Genomic DNA, 18,170 nt, shown 5'->3' on the forward strand with positions numbered 1-18,170 from the left:
CCTGCGAGGCGAATGCGTTTGTTAGCAATGCTGTTTTACGAACGGTCGGCCACCGGGGTGTCCTTGACCAGTGCCAGATCGTCGACGCTGACATCTTCGGTGTAGTCGAGCCAGGCGCGAATTTCCAAGTCCTCCACCGCATGCTCCAGGCCCACCGGCATGCGGATGCGTCCGGCGGCATCGGGCACCACCCATTGCTGGGCCAGCACCACCTTGCGCTCGGACGACACCGCTTCCACCCAGAACGCGCGGGTAGGGCGACGCTTGGCGTAGAGCTCGAGCATGTAGCTGCCGGCAGCGGTCTTGCGCGCAGATTGGGTGAGCATGATCGGCTGACGCACGCGCGGGCGCGGGCCTTGCGGTGTGGCATCCAGGGGCGCATCGACGGCGATGCCGCGGGTCAGGTCCGGGTCGCGGTAGAGCTTCATGTTTTGCTGGCGATCGACGACCAGCGCGCACCAGTCGCCGTCGGCCGAGCCGTCCTCGAATGCGGTGCAGCGGTCCACGTAGGCCAGCGTGCCCTTGCTGTGGGTGCGGTCGAACTGACGCGAGGTGTTTTCCAGATACACCGTTTTCAGATGGGTGTCCTCGTCGTATTCGAGCAGCACCGGCGGACGCACCTGTTGCACGCCCACCACCACATCGCCATTGCCGTTGACGCGCAGCATGCGGGTGCTTTGCCCGGTCCACAGCGTGCGCGCAAAGGCGAGATAGCGCGGGTAATCCTTGCCGCTGTCGCGACTGGCGGCGACGCTGGCGCTGGGCGGTGCATCGCTGGCAAGCAGGGAGCGGCCGAAGCCCAGGGTGCGCATGCCCGGCTCAAGCAATTGCAGTAGCGTGGCACCGGAATCGAGCGTGCTGCCTGCGCGCGTGAGCACCTGTTGCGGCGCGATGCCCTTGCCGAGAAACAACAGCAGGTTTTCGCGTTTCTGATGGGCCAACACATCGCTCAGATCGTTTGGCATGGCCAGATGATCGGACGCGATCACGATGATGGTGTTGTTGCCGTAGCGACTGTTGCGGATGCGCGCCACCAGCTCGCCGATCAGGCGATCGCTGCACTTGATCGCATGCAACAGACCGATGTCGCCCAGCGCGCTGTCGTAGCGCTGGCCCTTGCACGCCAGCGGCAGGTGGCCGGCCGGGTGATGGGTGTCCATGGTCAGCGTGGTCAGCATGAACGGTTGGCCGGCGCGCGACAGGGTCTGGAAGCTGTCCCAGGCATCGTCCAGCAACACGTCGTCATGCACGCCCCATGCGGAAAAATGCTTGGGCGCCACGCCTTTATCGCGGAAATGCTGCACGTCATCCACCACGTCGAAGCCATGGCTGGACAGGAAACGGCCCTTGCCGGCAAAGCTGGCATCGGCCCCGCCCACGTAGTGATTGCGGTAGCCCTGATCCTTGAGGTAGTCGCCCAGGCAGCGCGCTTCCGGCAGGAACATGCCCATGCGATCCATGCTGTTTTCATCGCCCGGTGCGGTGGTCAGCGGCACGCCGCACATCGAGGCCACCATGCCGGCGATGGTCCACCCGCTGCCTTCGGTGGAACTGAGATTGCGTACGTCCACCGCTTCGGTGGCCAGCGCGCGCAGGTTGGGCATCAGGCCCGGAAACACCGACTCATCGAAGTAGGTGCGCTCCAGGCTCTCGCCGTAGATCCAGACGATGTTCTTGCGCTTTTGCAGCGGTTGCTGCGGCACCTGATACTCCGGCACCACCGTGGCGTAATCGACCGGGCGCAACTGGTAGTACAGCCGTTTGCCATCGCGATACAGCGGGCTCACCACGATGCTGACCAACAACATCGCCACGAACGATCCGAACACCACACCGCCGCCGCGCGGGCGGCGGAAACGGCGCACCTTGACCAGGATGAGCGGGCTTAATGACAGCAGCAGCATGCCGATAAAAACGGCGATGTAGCCGGAAAAGTCGCTGACGCCGGCGCCGTCCATGTCTGCGCGCAGGTGATACAGCGTGGCCGCATTGACGCCGTCGCCGCTGAGCCGGTCGATCAAGCCCCAGGCGCTGAGCAGCAGCAGCAACAGCGACAGCAGGCCGGCCTTGAGCCAGGCCAGACGCGGCGAGGCGACCAACAGCCACAGCAATAGCAACAACGAGAACAACAACATCCAATGCATGCGCAACGTCCGTGGGGGAATGATGCGAGCGCGTACCGGACGCCTTGCTCGCCATGTCCTGTGCGCCACCTGCAATGTGACACCCGGATGACGGACTATGCCGCGCTGAAGCTGACTGAAATGTTTGTTGTGTTTGGATGTGGGTTTAGAGCAGCAAACAACACGTAGCGAGCAGTCGTCAGGTGGGTGTGGACGGCACGGATGAGCCGGAGTGTAAGGGTGGTAAATGCGCCACCGAGCGCCGGCTGCGCCCGCCTGGCGGTGAGCACAGTGATTTTGTTAGCCGCTTTTAATGCGTTGTTCGATGCGGGTGTGTCCATCCGCATGGAGTGTTGCTTGGGTGTGCTGTGGGGGCGGTGCGTGCGGTGTTGATTCACGGCAGTCGCACTGGGTGCTGGCAAGGTAACTTTGCAATGCGCTGTGCGTGACGCATCTGTTGTGCGTGGTCACGAATGGCGAATGGCGAATGGCGAATGGCGACTGGCGACGGATGATCGAGATCGGGCGATTGCGCCAGGTTCGGCCTTCACTGATCGATGCAATCGGTCATATCGTTAGCGGGAGCGTTTGCGTCTGTTTGCGCCAGCGCGTCGTTGAGGGCGATGCGGGGTTTGCGTCACGCCGTCGAGGCTTGATGCGTGGGCTCGATGAGCGGCATTGCCCCGTACCCTCACCCCAACCCCTCTCCCGGTGGGAGAGGGGCTTTGTCGAATGGGAGCGCGCTGACTCGTCGGCCCCTATCTGTGCCCGCGCTCTTCGCGTGCGCGGACGCGGCGGTCGAATAGCAGTGCGCTGAGCACGATGCCAAGGCCCAGCACGACGCCGAGCAGAAACAGCACCATCGCAATGGCCGGATAGCCCCACAGTTTCAGGCCGGTTTCGATGCGCATCATCTGCGCCGAGGCCATGATCAGCGCCGCGGTGACGATGCCGGCTGCAACGCGGTTGGCGATCTTCTGCAGGCTTTCCATCAGATGCGATTCTTCCAGCCCGGTGACACGCATCTGCAGGCGGTTTTCCGCGGCCAGCGACAGGATCTCGGACATGCGGCGCGGTCCTTCGCGCACCAGATGCTGCAGTTCCATCGCTTCGCTGGCTAGGTTGGCGGCGGACAGCGATTTTTTCAGCCGCGCGCGCATCACGTGCTGCAGGTGGCGTTCGACGATGCGGCGCGTGTCCAGGTTGGGCGACAACGCGCGGCACACGCCTTCCAGATTCAACAGGGTCTTGCCGAGCAGGCTCAGTTCCGGTGGCGTGCGCAGGCCGTTCGCGGTGGCGATACGTACCAGATCCAGTACCACGCGGCCTTCGGAGGTGGTGTCGTGCGCGGCGTAGCGGGCGATCATCTGCCCGGTTTCGCGCTGGTAGCGGTCTTCGTCGTAATCCTCCAGGCGCGTGCTGAGCGCGATGGTTTCTTCGGCCACTTCTTCGCCGCGCCCGTCGACGGCGGCAAACAGCAGCTTGAGCAGCCGTTCGCGCAGACGCGGCGGTACGTGCGCCACCATGCCCAGGTCGAAGATGGCCAGCCGCCCGTCCTGCAACACACGCAGGTTGCCCGGGTGCGGGTCGGCATGGATTTCGCCATGCACGAACATCTGATCCAGATAGCCCTTGACCAGCTCCGCCGCCAAATTATCCATCGGCTGTTCGGTGCGACGCAGGCCGGAGATCTTGTCCACGCGCACGCCTTCGGCCAGCTGCATGGTCAGCACCTTGCGGCTGCTCAGGTCCCAGATCGGTTGCGGTATCCACAACAACGGAAACGGCTTGAGATGTTTGCCGAAGCGCACCAGGGTTTCGGCTTCGTCTTCGTAATTGAGCTCGGCGCGCAGGGTCTTGCCGAATTCGCCCAGCCAGTCGGCAAAGCGCACGCGGCGGCCGATGCCGGTGAGCCGGTCGGCGGCGGTGGCAAAACTTTTGAGGACATCCAGGTCCGAGCGCACTTGCGCGGCGACTTCGGGCTTTTGCACCTTGATCGCCACCGGTGTGCCATCGCGCAACGCAGCCCGATGCACCTGCGCCAGCGATGCGCAGCCCAGCGGCACTGGGTCGAAGAACGAGAACGCTTTGTTGACCGACACGCCGAGTTCTTCTTCGATGATCTGGCGGATGCGCTCCACCGGCACCGAGCTGGTGTTTTCCTGCATGCGCTCCAGCGCGGTGGCGAACTCTGGCGGCACGATGTCCGGGCGCGTGGACAACATCTGACCGAGTTTGACGAAGGTGGGGCCTAGCGATTCCAGGTCGGAGACGAACTGGTCGGGCGTGCCTTCGGCCGGCACCTCGTACTCGTTGATGGCGGCCGGATCCAGATTCATGCCGGCAAACACACCCGACCCGCGGTACCGCAGCAACAAGCGCAGGATCTGCGTACGCCGGCTCATGCCGCCCACCACGGCCTGATCGGCCGGGTGCGTTGCCGGAGCCGGTGTGCGGTGCGGGTCATTCGGACTCAAGGCCATCTCCGGGGCGTCATGCGAGCAGCGAGTGTGGCCAGCGCGGGGTCGTCAGCCGGTGAATCCGGGTGCGCCGTGACAGCGTTGCGAGCGCTGCCGATGCCTGCGCTGGCACATGTCTGGCCTGGGTTTGGCAGTGCCGGCAACCGCCCGGCAACGGCACGCAACGACCGCACAATGGCCTGCCATCACCCCATGCGGGCGCAGGATCGGCGAGAATTCACGCCTACTCACGCACGACCACCCTCGAAGGACCTCCGCATGGCCGGTGCCAGCCTGTTTACCCTGCTCGACGACATCGCCACCCTGCTGGACGACGTTTCCATCCTGACCAAGGTTGCGGCCAAGAAAACCGCCGGCGTGCTGGGCGACGATCTGGCACTCAACGCGCAGCAGGTCACCGGCGTCAGCGCCGACCGCGAGTTGCCGGTGGTCTGGGCAGTCGCCAAGGGGTCGCTGGTCAACAAGGTGATCCTGGTGCCGGCGGCGTTGGCGATCAGCGCGCTGGAAGCCTGGCTGCGCGGACGCGGCTACAACGTGCCGTTGGTGATGCCGCTGATGATGATCGGCGGCGCCTACTTGTGCTTCGAAGGCGTGGAGAAGCTGGCGCACAAGTTCCTGCACGACGCGGACGAAGAAGCGCAGCGGCATGCCGAGCGCACCCGCGCGCTGGCCGACGAGCAGGTCGATGTGGTGGCGCTGGAGAAGGACAAGGTCAAGGGCGCGATCCGCACCGACTTCATCCTGTCGGCCGAGATCATCGTGCTGTCGCTGGGCGTGGTGGCCGGTGTGTCGTTCGGCCAGCAGGTGGCGGTGCTGGTGGCGATCGCGCTGGCGATGACCATTGGCGTGTACGGCCTGGTCGCGGCGATCGTGAAGCTGGACGATCTGGGCCTGTACCTGACCCAGAAGGGCGCGTCGCTAGCGGCGCTCGGCCGCGGCATTCTGGTGGCCGCGCCATGGTTGATGAAGTTCCTGTCGGTAGCCGGCACGCTGGCGATGTTCCTGGTCGGCGGCGGCATCCTGGTTCACAACATCCCCGCGCTGCACCACCTCGTCATGGATCTGGCCAAGTCGGCCGGCGGCCTGGGCTGGCTGGTCGAAGCGCTGGGCAACATGGTGGTCGGCGTGGTCGCCGGTGCGGTGGTGCTGGGAGCCGTGATGTTGTTCCAGAAGCTGCGCGGGAATAAGGCCGCGCACTGATCTTGTCCTAGAGCGGCTACCAGAACGTAGTGAGCGCTCGTAGGTGAGTGCGGACGGCGCGGAGGAACACGGAGCGGACGAGTGGACCATGCCGCACCGAGCACTCGCCGCGTCCGCCTGGCGGTGAGCAAGTCGTTTTGTCAGCCGCCCTAATCTGCGCTGATCACCCGGTTCTTGCCCGCGGCCTTGGCGTCGTACATGGCGCGGTCGGCGCGGCGCACCAGCTCGTCCTGGGTTTCGTCGGTATGGCGCAGCGCCACGCCTGCGCTGAAGCTGATGAAGATCCGCACGTCTTCGTGCAGCAAGGAGCGCTGCGCCATGGCACGTTGCAGGCGGATGACCGCCGCGCTGGCCTCGAAGATGGTCGAGTCCGGCAGCAGCAGCACGAATTCTTCGCCGCCGAAGCGGGCAATGGCATCGGTGGTACGCAATACCGCCTTGGCCACATCCACGGTGTGGCGTAGCGCGGCGTCGCCGCCGGCGTGGCCGTGGGCTTCGTTGAGGCGGCGGAAGTCATCCAGGTCCAGCATCGCCACGCACAGCGGCTGGCCGCTGCGTTGGGTGCGCACCGCTTCGCGCTGGAACAGTTCTTCGAATCCGCGCCGGTTGAGCGCGCCGGTCAGCTGGTCTTCGCGCACCAGTCCGGCGACTGCGTTGAGTTCCTGTTCGAGCGAGGCGATGCGTTGTTCGGCGTCTTCGACCTGGCGGCGTGCGGACAGCAGTTCGTCGCGCGCGGCCAGCGCCTGGGCCTGGACCCCGGCGGTGTCCTGCAGCACGTCCTGCAGCAGGCGGTTGAGGTCGGGAATGCTGCGAGCGTCGCCGATCGCCTGCGAATAGCCGGCAACGCGGTCGTGATACTCGCCGGTGCTGGTGGCCATGCCGTCGAGCCGGTCGACAAAGGACACCATCATTTCGCGCATGGCGCTCTTGGAATCGGCAATGCCCTGCTTGAGCAGGCCCTGCTTGTAGATCACCTCGCGCAGGGTGCCGCGCGCCTGTTCGATCGATTCCACGTCCAGCGGGCCGGCCAGCAGCTGCCGCACCACCGAGATCTGGCCCTGCAACCAGCTGCGATCGTCGAGGAGTTCGCCGACGTTTTCCAGCAATAGGTCGAACAAGCCGAGCAGCAGGTTCTGTTGTTCGCTGGCATCCTCGGCGCGCAGGCCGATCTGATGGCTCAATTCGCGCAGCCGCTGCTCCAGCGTGATCAGCTCATGTCCCGGGCGCCAGTGGCGCAGGGCCGATGCCAGGGTCTGGGCTTCTTCGGCCAGCTCGGGGCTGCGTTGCAACAGCGTGGCCAGGGCGTTGCCCAGCGCATGCCGCAGCAGGTCGCGCAGCTGTTCGGCTTCGGTGCGGCCTTCGGCGATGGAGTCGCCGATATCGATGGTGCGGATGTATTTGTCGATTAGCTGGCGCAGCGTGCGGCCGTAGCCTGGCCAGTCGCCGGCCGCATAGGCCGCACTCAGGCGCACGCCCATGTCGCCGAGCTCACCATGCAGGCTGGCGATGCCTTCTGCGAACGCCAGCAACAGCGCCTCGGGATGCGCGGCATGCGAGAACAGACGAACGAGCATCGCCGTGGCGGCCGCCGGATCGTGCGCGCCGGACTTGGTCTTGGCGGGAACCAGCTGATGTGCCGCCAGCCCCGACGCGGCATGCGCTCTGCCGCGCACGCTCGGCAGCGCAGCGACCGGGCGCGCGGTGTCCGTGCCGCCCCAGGGCAACAGACGGCGCAGCCCGCCACGCGGGCGGCTTGGAAGGTCAGGCTGGTCGGTCATGCCAGGTCTCGAAAGGTCGACGTGCTATCGCTGGTTATCGGCGCGTATGCGAGTCGCTTGAGCAGACCGGACCGTACGGCGCAGTCCGCAACATGCATCCAATCGCGACGCCGCGATGCGATGCATGACGCGAACATGGGCATGAACAAGTTACACAGATGACGACGAGCGCAGCCGCACTCTCCCGCATTCGGTGCATCTCAGTGCCTATGCACCGATGCGGGGATGTCATCGCACTGCAATGCATCGCTTATGCCCGCAGACCTGCGCAACTGTGCGTAAAGGAATGTGGGCTGTCGCAGAAAAGTCAGCACATGTTCACGCATATTTTATTTGTACGGGGTGTAGATTCATCACCAAGGACAACGTGGAGTACGCGCGTGGTCCCTGCTCCTCATTCGTAGCATGTCGTCTGGCCACATCGGCAGACGATGGTTTTCGCTTCGCCGTTTTCCGTCTCCACCCACTTTACGACGGACGTTTAGATGGTTGCCACGATGCCGCTTCACGCCAGCACTGCACGCTTAGAGCGCAGCACGATGATCCCCACGCTGAAGAAGAGCGGGCGGCCGCGTGATGCACGCGGGCGTTTCATTCGCCATCACGAGCGATTGCCGGTGTCGCTGGCCGATACGCGCGGTGCGTTGTTCGTGGTGTCGGAGATGGCCGACTTCATCAAGGCTGGCGGTCTGGGCGATGTCGCGGCAGCACTGCCGCGCGCGCTGCGCCATCGCTACGACGTGCGTGTGTTGATCCCCGGCTACCGCGCGGTGCTTGAGCGCGCCGGCAAGGTGGAGATCGTGGGCCGCGTGTTGGCGCATGCCGCGCTGCCGGCCTGCGACATCGGCCGCATCGTGCAGTCCGATGGCTTGCCGATCTACATCCTGTTGTCCAAGGAACTGTTCGAACGCGATGGCTCGCCGTATGTGAGCACCAGCGGTTCGGAGTTCGAAGACAACGCGATCCGCTTCGCCACCTTGTCGCATGCCGCCGCGCAGATTGCCGCCGGTCATGCCGGCCTGGGCTGGAAGCCGCGCCTGCTGCATCTCAACGACTGGCCGTGCGCGCTGGCGGCCGGCTACGTGCGTTGGTCCGGCGGCACCACCCCGTGCCTGTTGACCATCCATAACCTGGCCTATCAGGGCCTGGTGCCGTATTCGATGGCGTCGGCACTGGGCATCCCGGCCGAGCGGGTGGCCGAGCTGGAGTTCTACGGGCAGATGTCGTTCCTGCGTGGCGGTATCGTCAATGCAGACCACGTCAACACCGTCAGCATCAGCTATGCCAAGCAGATCACCGGCCCGGCGCAGGGCTGTGGGCTGGATCGGCTGCTGGCCGGCCGCGCCGCCAAGGGCGCGCTGACCGGCATCGTCAACGGCATCGACGCCAGCTGGGACCCGCGCACCGACGTCCACCTGGATTCGCACTTCAGCGTGAATCAGTGGCAGGGCCGGCAGGCCAACGCCGCCCAGGTGCGCAAGGCTTTCGGGCTGCGCGACAGCACCGGGCCGTTGTTCGCGGTGGTGTCGCGGCTGGTGCATCAGAAGGGCCTGGACCTGATCTGCGAGGTTGCCCCGCAGATCGTGGCGGCCGGTGGCCAGATCGCCGTGATCGGCGGTGGCGAGCCGGAGATCGAACAACAGGTGGCCGAGCTGACCCGCCGGTATCCCGGCCAGGTCGGCGCCTTCATCGGCTTCGAGGAAGGCCTGGCGCGGCGCATGTTCGCCGGTGCGGACTTCCTGCTGATGCCGTCGCGCTTCGAGCCTTGCGGCCTGAGCCAGATGTACGCGCAGCGCTTCGGCTGCCTGCCGATCGCACACGCTACCGGTGGGCTGATCGATACCGTGGACGATGGCGTGACCGGTTTCCTGTTCCAGCACGCCAGCGTGGAGGCCTTGCGCCGTTGCCTGGAACGCGCGTTCCGCACCTTCCGGCTGCCCAGCCTGCTGTCGGCCATGCGCCGCGCGGCCATGCTGCGGCCCAGCGGCTGGGATGTGGCCGGCAAGAAGTATCTGTCCCTTTACGAACGCACCGCCGCAACCGCACCTGCGCTTGCGACGGTGTCATGAGCGAACGGTTGGGCGTGCAAGGGCAGGGAACGGAAGGCGAGGCTGTGACCACGGAAGGAGTGTCTGATAGCGCGCTTGCCTTGCAGGCGCTGGCCGACGGAGCGCCGACCGACGCGTTCGCGGTGCTGGGCCCGCATCTGCAGGCCGATGGCCGCCGCCGCGTTCGGGTGCTGGCACCCGGCGCCGAGGCGATGGGCCTGATCGATCCACGCGGCAAGTTGCTGGCGCGCATGCAGGCCGGCGCGGTCGATGGCGTGTTCGAAGGCGAGCTGGCGATCGATGGCCCGTATCGGCTGCGCATCGTCTGGCCGGACGTGGTGCAGGAGATCGAAGACCCGTACGCGTTTGCCCCCACCCTGGACGAGTCGCTGCTGCTGCAGATCGCCGCCGGCGACGGGCAGGCGTTGCGCAGCACGCTGGGCGCACAGCATCTGCGCTGCGACGATGTGCCGGGCGTACGCTTTGCGGTCTGGGCGCCACACGCGCAGCGAGTGGCGGTGGTGGGCGACTTCAATGGTTGGGAGGCGCGGCGGCATCCCATGCGTCAGCGTCTGGGCGGCTTCTGGGAGCTGTTTCTGCCGCGTGTTGAAGCCGGCGCCCGCTACAAATACGCGATCACCGCCGCGGACGGTCGTGTGCTGCTCAAGGCCGACCCGGTCGCGCGCCAGAGCGAGCTGCCGCCGGCCACCGCCTCGGTGGTGCCAAGTGGCGCCGCGTTTGCGTGGACCGATGCCGAGTGGATGGACAAGCGTGCGGTGCAGGCATTGCCGGCGCCGATGTCCATCTATGAGGTGCACGCCGCGTCGTGGCGCCGCGATGGTCACAACCAGCCGCTGGACTGGCCCAGTCTGGCCAAGCAACTGATCCCGTATGTGCAGGAGCTGGGCTTCACCCATCTCGAGTTGCTGCCGATCACCGAGCACCCGTTTGGTGGCTCGTGGGGTTACCAGCCGCTGGGCCTGTATGCGCCGACTGCCCGTCACGGCAGCCCGGATGGTTTTGCGCAGTTCGTCGATGCCTGCCACCGTGCCGGCATCGGCGTGATCCTGGATTGGGTCAGCGCGCACTTCCCCGATGATGCGCACGGCCTGGCGCAGTTCGATGGCGCCGCGCTGTACGAGCATGCCGACCCGCGCGAAGGCATGCATCGCGACTGGAATACGCTGATCTACAACTACGGCCGCCCGGAAGTGACCGCCTACTTGTTGGGCAGCGCGCTGGAGTGGATCGACCATTACCACCTCGACGGCCTGCGCGTGGATGCGGTGGCCTCGATGCTGTACCGCGATTACGGCCGTGCCGAAGGCGAGTGGGTGCCCAACGCGCATGGCGGCCGCGAGAATCTGGAGGCGGTGGCGTTCTTGCGCCAGCTCAACCGCGAGATTGCCGCGCGCCATCCGGGCGTGCTGACCATCGCCGAAGAATCTACCGCCTGGCCCGGCGTGACCGCGCCGATCAGCGACGGCGGGTTGGGCTTTACGCACAAGTGGAACATGGGTTGGATGCACGACACGCTGAGCTATATGCAGCGCGATCCTGCCGAGCGTGCGCAACACCACAGCCAGCTCACCTTCGGCCTGGTGTACGCGTTCTCCGAACGCTTCGTGTTGCCGCTGTCGCACGACGAAGTGGTGCATCGCACCGGCGGCCTGCTTGGGCAGATGCCGGGCGACGACTGGCGCCGCTTCGCCAACCTGCGTGCGTATCTGGCGCTGATGTGGGCGCATCCGGGCGACAAACTCGTGTTCATGGGCGCCGAATTCGGCCAGTGGAGCGATTGGAATCACGACCAGTCGCTGGACTGGCATCTGCTCGACGGCGCGCCGCATCGCGGCGTGCAGCAACTGGTGGGCGATCTCAATGCCACCTTGCGCCGCGTGCCGGCACTGTATCGCAGCACGCATCGCGCCGACGGCTTCGACTGGAGCGTGGCCGACGACGCACGTAATAGCGTACTGGCCTTCATTCGTCACGATCCCGAAGGCGGTGCGCCGCCGTTGCTGGCGGTGAGCAACCTCACCCCGCAACCGCAGCACGACTACCGTGTGGGAGTGCCGCGCGCCGGCATCTGGCGCGAAATCCTCAATACCGACAGTGCCCGTTACGGCGGCAGCAACCTCGGCAACAGCGGTCGTCTTGCGACCGAGCCGATGGGCATGCATGGGCATACGCAACGTCTGCGCCTGACTCTGCCGCCGCTGGCCACGATCTACCTGCAAGCGGAGAAATAACAATGAACCAGCGCAACGACATCATCCCGGCCTGGGGCGCATGGCCAGCGGGTGAGGGACAGGTGCGCTTCGCGCTCTGGGCACCCGACGCAACGCGCGTGGAAGTGGTCTTCGACGACGGCACGCGCAGCGCGCTGCAGGCCGGGCAGGACGGGTTCTTCACCGCCACCCTGGCCTGCGCGGCAACCGCGCGCTATCGCTACAGCGTCGATGGCGGCGAGCCGGTGCCGGACCCGGCCTCGCGCTGGCAGCCCGATGGCGTGCACGGCCCCAGCGCCGTGCAGCCCACCGACGGCTACCGCTGGAGCAACACGCAGTGGCAGGGCCGTCCGTGGGACGAGGCGGTGATCTATGAGCTGCACGTGGGCACCTGCGGCGGCTATGCCGGCGTGCAGGCGCAGTTGCCGCAGCTGGCCGCGATGGGCATCACCGCCATCGAGCTGATGCCGTTGAGCGCCTTCCCCGGTGCGCACAACTGGGGCTACGACGGCGTGCTGCCGTATGCGCCGGCCGACGCCTATGGCACGCCCGACGCACTCAAGGCGTTGATTGATGCTGCGCATGGCCACGGCCTGATGGTGTTGCTGGACGTGGTCTACAACCACTTCGGCCCGGACGGCAATTACCTGCACAGCTACGCCGGCGCGTTTTTCAATGCAGACAAGCCCACCCCGTGGGGCGCGGCGATCGACTTCCACAAGTCGCCGGTGCAGCGCTATTTTCTCGATAACGCATTGATGTGGTTGCACGAATACCGCTTCGACGGCTTGCGTCTGGATGCGGTGCACGCGATCACGCCCAATGCATTTCTGGACACCTTGCGCGAGACCGTGGAGAGCAGCCTGCCGTCTGGCCGCCACGTGCATCTGGTGCTGGAAAACGAGGCCAACCAGGCCTCGCAATTGCAACGCGGCTACACCGCGCAGTGGGACGACGATTTCCACAACGCCTTGCATGTGTTGCTGACCGGGGAGGAAGAAGGCTATTACGCCGCCTTCGCCGACAAGCCCACCGAGCATCTGGCGCGCGTGCTCAGCGAAGGCTTTGCCTATCAGGGCGAGCCGGACCCGCGTGGCCACGTGCGTGGCGAGCCCAGTGGTGCGCTGCCGCCGTACAAGTTTGTGGTGTTTGCGCAGAATCACGACCAGATCGGCAACCGTGCGCGTGGCGAGCGGCTGACCGTGCTGGTCGCGCAGCCGCGCCTGCGCGCAGCGTTGGCGTTGACCGCATTGACGCCGATGATTCCGCTGTTTTTTATGGGCGAGCCCTGGGGCGCGACGCAGCCGTTCCTGTTCTTCACCGACTTCGGTCCGCCGCTGGATGAGGCGGTGCGCGAAGGGCGGCGTCGCGAGTTCGCGCACTTTGCCGCGTTCGCTGACGAGGCACAGCGCGCCACCATTCCCGACCCCAACAGCCATGCCACCTTCGCCGCCTCGCGATCGCCGATCGGCGATGCAGCGCACGGCGACGGCGCGCAGTGGGCAGCGTGGTTCACTGCGCTGCTCGCCGTGCGTCGGCAGTGGTTGGTGCCAGGCCTTGCCGACGCGCGCGCGGTGCGTGCCACCGTGCTGGCCGATGGCGCGCTCACCGCCACCTGGGAGCTGCCGGACGGGCTGTGGCATATCGCTTTCAACGTCGGCAGCGCGGCCGTGCCGTTGCCACCACTGCGCGGGCGCGTGGCGTTTGCCGAAAACGTGGATATCTCCGCGCAGCAGTTGCCGGTCGACAGTTTCATTGCCTGGCATGAGGACCGCACATGAGCACGAACACCTTGCACACCCTGGCCGCCGCGGCCGGGGTGATGGTGGAGTGGGTGGACGCCAGCGACCAACCGCGACAGGTCTCCGAACAGTCGGTGCAGGCGGTACTGACCGCTCTTGAATTGCCATCGGCCACTGCCGCACAACGCGAAGACAGCCTGCGACGCTGCAAGGCGCAGGCAGATGAGCCGGCAGTGCTGCTCACCGTGCAGGTGGGCGCGCCGTTGCCGTTGCGCGTTGCCGCCAATGCGAGTGGCCGTTGGACCGATGACAGCGGCTCCAGCGAAGAAGCGCGTGCGGATGCCCAGGGGCAATTGCTTGCACCGCAGCGTTTTGGTTATTGGACGCTACAGATCGGTGCGCTGACCCAGCAGGTGGCAGTCGCGCCGCAACGCTGTTTCAGCGTGGCCGATGCCTGCGGCCAGTCGTCGCCGCGTGCCTGGGGCATGGCGCTGCAGGTGTATTCGGCCTGCAGCCTCGATGATGGTGGCATCGGCGATGCTGCCGGCGCTGTCGATTGGCTGCGGCACGCGGCGCTGGCCGGCGCCGATGCGCTGGCACTGAGCCCGGTGCACGCCTCGCGCCCGATCACCGGTGGTTACAGCCCGTATTCGCCCAGTGACCGACGCTTTTTCGATCCCTTGCATGCCGCACCGGTCCGCGTGTTGGGCGAACTGGCGCTGGAGGCGATCGACGAGATCGCAGGCCTGCGCCAGCGCTTCGACACGCTGCACACCAATGCATTGATCGACTGGCCTGCCTCGGCGCAGGCCAAGTGGGAGCTGTTGCGCCATCTGCATGCGCGCGTGGCGCCGGATCATGCCGATCTGCTCGCCTTCCGCACTGCAGGCGGTGCAGCGCTGGACGGGTTTGCACGCTTCGCCGCGCAGGATTTTGGCGACAACGATCCGCAGCTGCATGTGTTCACCCAATGGCTGGCAGCGCGCAGTTGGTCCGATGCGCAGCGCGAAGCGCACGAGCGCGGCATGAAGATCGGCCTGATCGCCGATCTGGCGGTGGGCTTCGACCCCAACGGTGCCGAAGCCGCTGCCGCCGCCGAGACGGTATTGCGTGGCCTGGTGCTGGGCGCGCCGCCGGATGCCTTCAATGCCGATGGCCAGCATTGGGGCATCGGTGCGTATTCGCCCACCGCCTTGCGCCGCAGCGGGTTTGCGCCTTACATCGCGCTGCTACGCGCGGTGCTGCGCGATCGCGGCGGGATCCGCATCGATCACATTCTTGGCCTGCTGCGGTTGTGGGTGGTGCCCGAGGGTGCCGGCTCCAACGAAGGCGCCTATCTGGCATACCCGCTGCACGATCTGCTCAATCTGCTGGCGCTGGAATCGTGGCGTCACCGCGCCATTGTGATCGGCGAAGATCTGGGCGTGGTGCCGCCGGGCATCCGCGAAGAACTCTCGCGCCGCGGCGTGATGGGCATCGATGTGCTGATGTTCACCCGCGACGAAGATGGTGCATTCATCGCGCCCGGTTTGTGGCGCCCGGATGCGGTGGCCACCACCACCACCCATGATCTGCCCACGCTTACCGGCTGGCGCGCTGGCCGCGATATCGACTGGCGTCGCAAGCTTGCGCTGATCAAGCCTGAGCAAGCCAGCGACGACGCAAACCACCGCACCAAGGATGTCGCGCGGCTGGATGCGGCGGTGGAGCACGTCGGCCTGTCCAGCGACGATGCGCTGCTGGGCGCGCTGCGGTTTACCGCCAGCAGCGTGTCGCCGCTGGCCTTGCTGCCGGCCGAAGACGCACTGGCGCTGGACGAGCAACCCAATCTGCCGGGCACCGTCGAAGTCCATCCCAACTGGCGTCGACGCCTGCCCGATCCCTTGCCGCATGCGCGCCTGACCACGGCGCTGCAGGGCTTTGCCGAGGCGCGTCGCGTCGCGGCCGTTTCGGAACCACAGTCATGATCGATCTTCGCGCCACCGCCCGCCTGCAGCTGCATGCCGGCTTCACCCTGCACGATGCGCTTGCGCAGGTGCCGTACTACGCCGGCCTTGGCATCAGCCATCTGTATCTGTCGCCGATCGGCACTGCGGTGCCGGGCTCCACGCACGGCTACGACAATATCGACCCGTCCGTGGTCAACCCGGAACTCGGTGGCGAAGCGGCGTTGATCGCGTTGTCGCAGGCCGCGCGCGAACACGGCATGGGTCTGATCGCCGACATCGTGCCCAACCACATGGCCACCCACGCGCAGAACGCCTGGTGGTGGGATGTGTTGCGCAACGGCCGCAGCGCCAAGCATGCCGACTGGTTCGATATCGATTGGCGCGCGCCGGGCCGCGATGGAAAGCTGTGGCTGGCAGTGCTGGACCGCCCGTACGCCACCGCGCTGGCCGACGGCTTGATCACGCTGGTGATCCAGGACGACGGCAGTGCCGCACTGGCGCATTACGACCAGCGTTATCCAATTCGTCCGCAGACGCTGGACATTCCGGAACCATCCGCACGAGCGCAGTGGCTGCGCGACTACAACGACGGTGCCAAGCGTGGCGATGGCCGCCTGCACAAGGTGATCGAACGCCAGCCGTATCGATTGAACTGGTGGCGGGTGGGCAACGACATGCTCAACTATCGCCGTTTCTTCGACATCACCTCGCTGGTGGCGTTGCGGGTCGAGCTGCCGGCGGTGTTCGATGCGGTGCATGCGCTGCCGCTGCGGCTGGTGGCCGAAGGGCACCTGGACGGCCTGCGCATCGACCATGTGGACGGCCTCACCGACCCCACCGGTTACGTGCGCAAGCTGCGCAGCCGGCTGGATGCGGCCGGGCGCACGCGCGGGCTCAAGCCCGGCACGCTGGGCCTGTATCTGGAAAAGATCCTCGCCCCCGGCGAGCATCTGCCGGCCGACTGGCCCTGCGATGGCACCACCGGTTACGACTTCATGGACCAGGTCGGCGGCGTGTTGCACGACGCGGCCGGCTTCAAGCCGTTGGCGCGTGCCTGGCAACGCGTGAGCGGACGCAGTGGCGACTTCGCGCAGGAAGAACGCGCGGCCCGCGATGAAATCCTGCGTGGCCCGCTGCAGACCGAATTCAATCGCGCCGTGGGTGCGTTGTCGGCGCTGGCACGCCTGGACCCGCCAACGCGCGAGTTCAGCCCGCAGATGCTGGCACGCGGTCTATGTGTGCTGCTGCGCTGGTTCCCGGTGTATCGCACCTATGCTGGTGCCAAGGGCGTTACCGGCAGTGAGGCAGAGCGGCTGCGCAGCACCGCCGCGCGTGCCCGCGACGGCATGCCGGAGTCGATCGTTGCAGCGGTCGACGCCATCGAGCGTTGGTTGCTGGACGATGCCGGTGCCGACCGCGCGCAGATCGCCTTGCGGCGCATCCTGCGCCGCCGCGTGGAGCAGCTGTCCGCACCGCTCAATGCCAAGTCGGTGGAAGACACCGCGTTCTACCGGCACGGCGTGCTGTTGTCGCGCAACGAGGTCGGCAGCCATCCGACCCACTTCGCCAACGAGGCCGCCGAGTTCCACGCGCAGAATCAGCAGCGCGCCAAGCACTATCCGCGCGCGCTGTTGGCCACTGCCACCCACGATCACAAGCGCGGCGAAGACCTGCGCATGCGGCTGGCGGTGCTATCCGAGCAGCCGAAGTGGTGGGTCGAGCAGAGCGCCCAATTCGATGCCCTGGCCCAGACGCTGGAATCGCCGGCGCTGGCCGGTGGCGACCAGCAAATGCTGTGGCAGACGCTGGTGGCGGCCTGGCCCATCGGGCTGGGCGCCGATCAAACCGAGCCGCTCGCTGCCTATGCCGAGCGCGTGGCGCAGTGGCTGCTCAAGGCGGTGCGCGAAGCCAAGCTGCATACCAGCTGGACCGATGGCTCGGCCGAGTACGAACAGGCCGTGCAGGCCACCGTGGAGCAGGTGCTGAGCAGCCGTGCCGGGCTGCCGCTACGCCGCGCGCTGCTACGTGCCAGCAACCACATCGCCGCGGCCGGTGCGCGTAATTCGCTGGTGCAAACCACCTTACGCCTGACCGTGCCCGGTGTGCCCGACCTGTATCAGGGCACCGAAGGCTGGGATCTTTCGCTGGTGGACCCGGACAACCGCCGCCCGGTGGATTACACGCAGCGGCAGCAGTGGCTGCAGCAGGCGCGCGATTTCAATACGCTGCTGCGCGGCTGGCGCGATGGCGCAGTCAAGGCGCGTCTCACCGCTGTGCTGCTGCAGCTGCGCAGCGAACATCCGGCGCTGTTTGCGAAGGGCGACTACCAGCCATTGAACGTCGCGGCCAGCGGCGCTGCGCAGGTGCTGGCGTTCCGTCGTCAGTACCGCGGCCAGTCGTTGGTGGTTGCGGTCACCCGGCTGGGTGCCGGTGCGCACAGCGAAGGCGATCTGCCGTTGCTGGTGCCGCCGGCCAATTGGGGTCAGGCGTCGTTGGCATTGCCGGAAGCCACATACCGTAATGTGCTCGACGGCAGCACGCTGCAGCCGCAGCGCGGCCGCGTGGCGCTATCCACGGTGTTTGCACGTGCGCCGGTGGCAGTGTTGTTGACCCCGTAAT

At 66.3% G+C, this 18,170-nt stretch carries 9 protein-coding genes and 2 other RNA genes; 6 read left to right on the forward strand and 5 right to left on the reverse strand.

Annotated features, from left to right (window positions below):
• Positions 1–35: 35 nt before the first annotated feature.
• From VC212_RS03085 to VC212_RS03095, 3 genes are all read right to left on the reverse strand, one after another.
• Positions 36–2,144, reverse strand: a complete 2,109-nt coding sequence (locus tag VC212_RS03085; protein WP_323514519.1) for a phosphoglycerol transferase I — start codon at positions 2,142–2,144, stop codon at positions 36–38.
• 152 nt (positions 2,145–2,296) lie between these two features.
• Positions 2,297–2,372: non-coding RNA, sX9 sRNA (locus tag VC212_RS03090), on the reverse strand.
• A gap of 509 nt (positions 2,373–2,881) precedes the next feature.
• The gene (locus VC212_RS03095) at positions 2,882–4,606 is read right to left on the reverse strand and encodes an AarF/UbiB family protein (protein WP_055853336.1); all 1,725 of its coding nucleotides are present in this window, start codon (positions 4,604–4,606) and stop codon (positions 2,882–2,884) included.
• Positions 4,607–4,861: 255 nt separating this feature from the next.
• Between VC212_RS03095 and VC212_RS03100 the strand changes: the two genes are divergently transcribed.
• On the forward strand, positions 4,862–5,803 hold the full coding sequence (locus tag VC212_RS03100) for a DUF808 domain-containing protein (RefSeq protein ID WP_115552734.1): 942 nt from the start codon (positions 4,862–4,864) through the stop codon (positions 5,801–5,803).
• 14 nt (positions 5,804–5,817) lie between these two features.
• Here the strand turns inward: VC212_RS03100 and VC212_RS03105 are convergent.
• Both VC212_RS03105 and VC212_RS03110 read right to left on the reverse strand, forming a co-directional pair.
• A non-coding RNA gene (locus VC212_RS03105) (sX9 sRNA) lies at positions 5,818–5,893 on the reverse strand.
• A gap of 59 nt (positions 5,894–5,952) precedes the next feature.
• Positions 5,953–7,581, reverse strand: coding sequence for a diguanylate cyclase (locus VC212_RS03110; protein ID WP_323514518.1), 1,629 nt, complete (start codon positions 7,579–7,581; stop codon positions 5,953–5,955).
• A 485-nt stretch (positions 7,582–8,066) separates the two neighbouring features.
• On the opposite strand from VC212_RS03110, the gene glgA reads away from it, so the two are divergent.
• The 5 genes from glgA to treY are packed head-to-tail and all read left to right on the forward strand — an operon-like array spanning position 8,067 to position 18,169.
• Complete coding sequence (gene glgA, locus VC212_RS03115) at positions 8,067–9,650, forward strand: glycogen synthase GlgA (protein ID WP_115512780.1); 1,584 nt, start codon at positions 8,067–8,069, stop codon at positions 9,648–9,650.
• Positions 9,647–11,881 (forward strand): 1,4-alpha-glucan branching enzyme, encoded by a 2,235-nt coding sequence (locus VC212_RS03120; protein WP_323514516.1) that lies wholly within the window; start codon positions 9,647–9,649, stop codon positions 11,879–11,881. The genes glgA and VC212_RS03120 overlap by 4 nt, the downstream gene beginning before the upstream one ends.
• A gap of 2 nt (positions 11,882–11,883) precedes the next feature.
• Positions 11,884–13,641 carry a malto-oligosyltrehalose trehalohydrolase gene (gene treZ, locus VC212_RS03125; protein WP_323514515.1) on the forward strand — a complete coding sequence of 586 codons (1,758 nt, stop codon included), beginning with the start codon at positions 11,884–11,886 and terminating at the stop codon, positions 13,639–13,641.
• Complete coding sequence (locus VC212_RS03130; RefSeq protein WP_323514514.1) at positions 13,638–15,569, forward strand: 4-alpha-glucanotransferase; 1,932 nt, start codon at positions 13,638–13,640, stop codon at positions 15,567–15,569. The genes treZ and VC212_RS03130 overlap by 4 nt, the downstream gene beginning before the upstream one ends.
• On the forward strand, positions 15,566–18,169 hold the full coding sequence (treY, locus tag VC212_RS03135) for a malto-oligosyltrehalose synthase (protein WP_323514513.1): 2,604 nt from the start codon (positions 15,566–15,568) through the stop codon (positions 18,167–18,169). The genes VC212_RS03130 and treY overlap by 4 nt, the downstream gene beginning before the upstream one ends.
• Position 18,170 lies beyond the last annotated feature (1 nt).

Origin of the sequence: Xanthomonas sp. WHRI 8932A (assembly GCF_035012785.1) — a bacterium.
In the GTDB taxonomy this organism is placed as follows: domain Bacteria; phylum Pseudomonadota; class Gammaproteobacteria; order Xanthomonadales; family Xanthomonadaceae; genus Xanthomonas.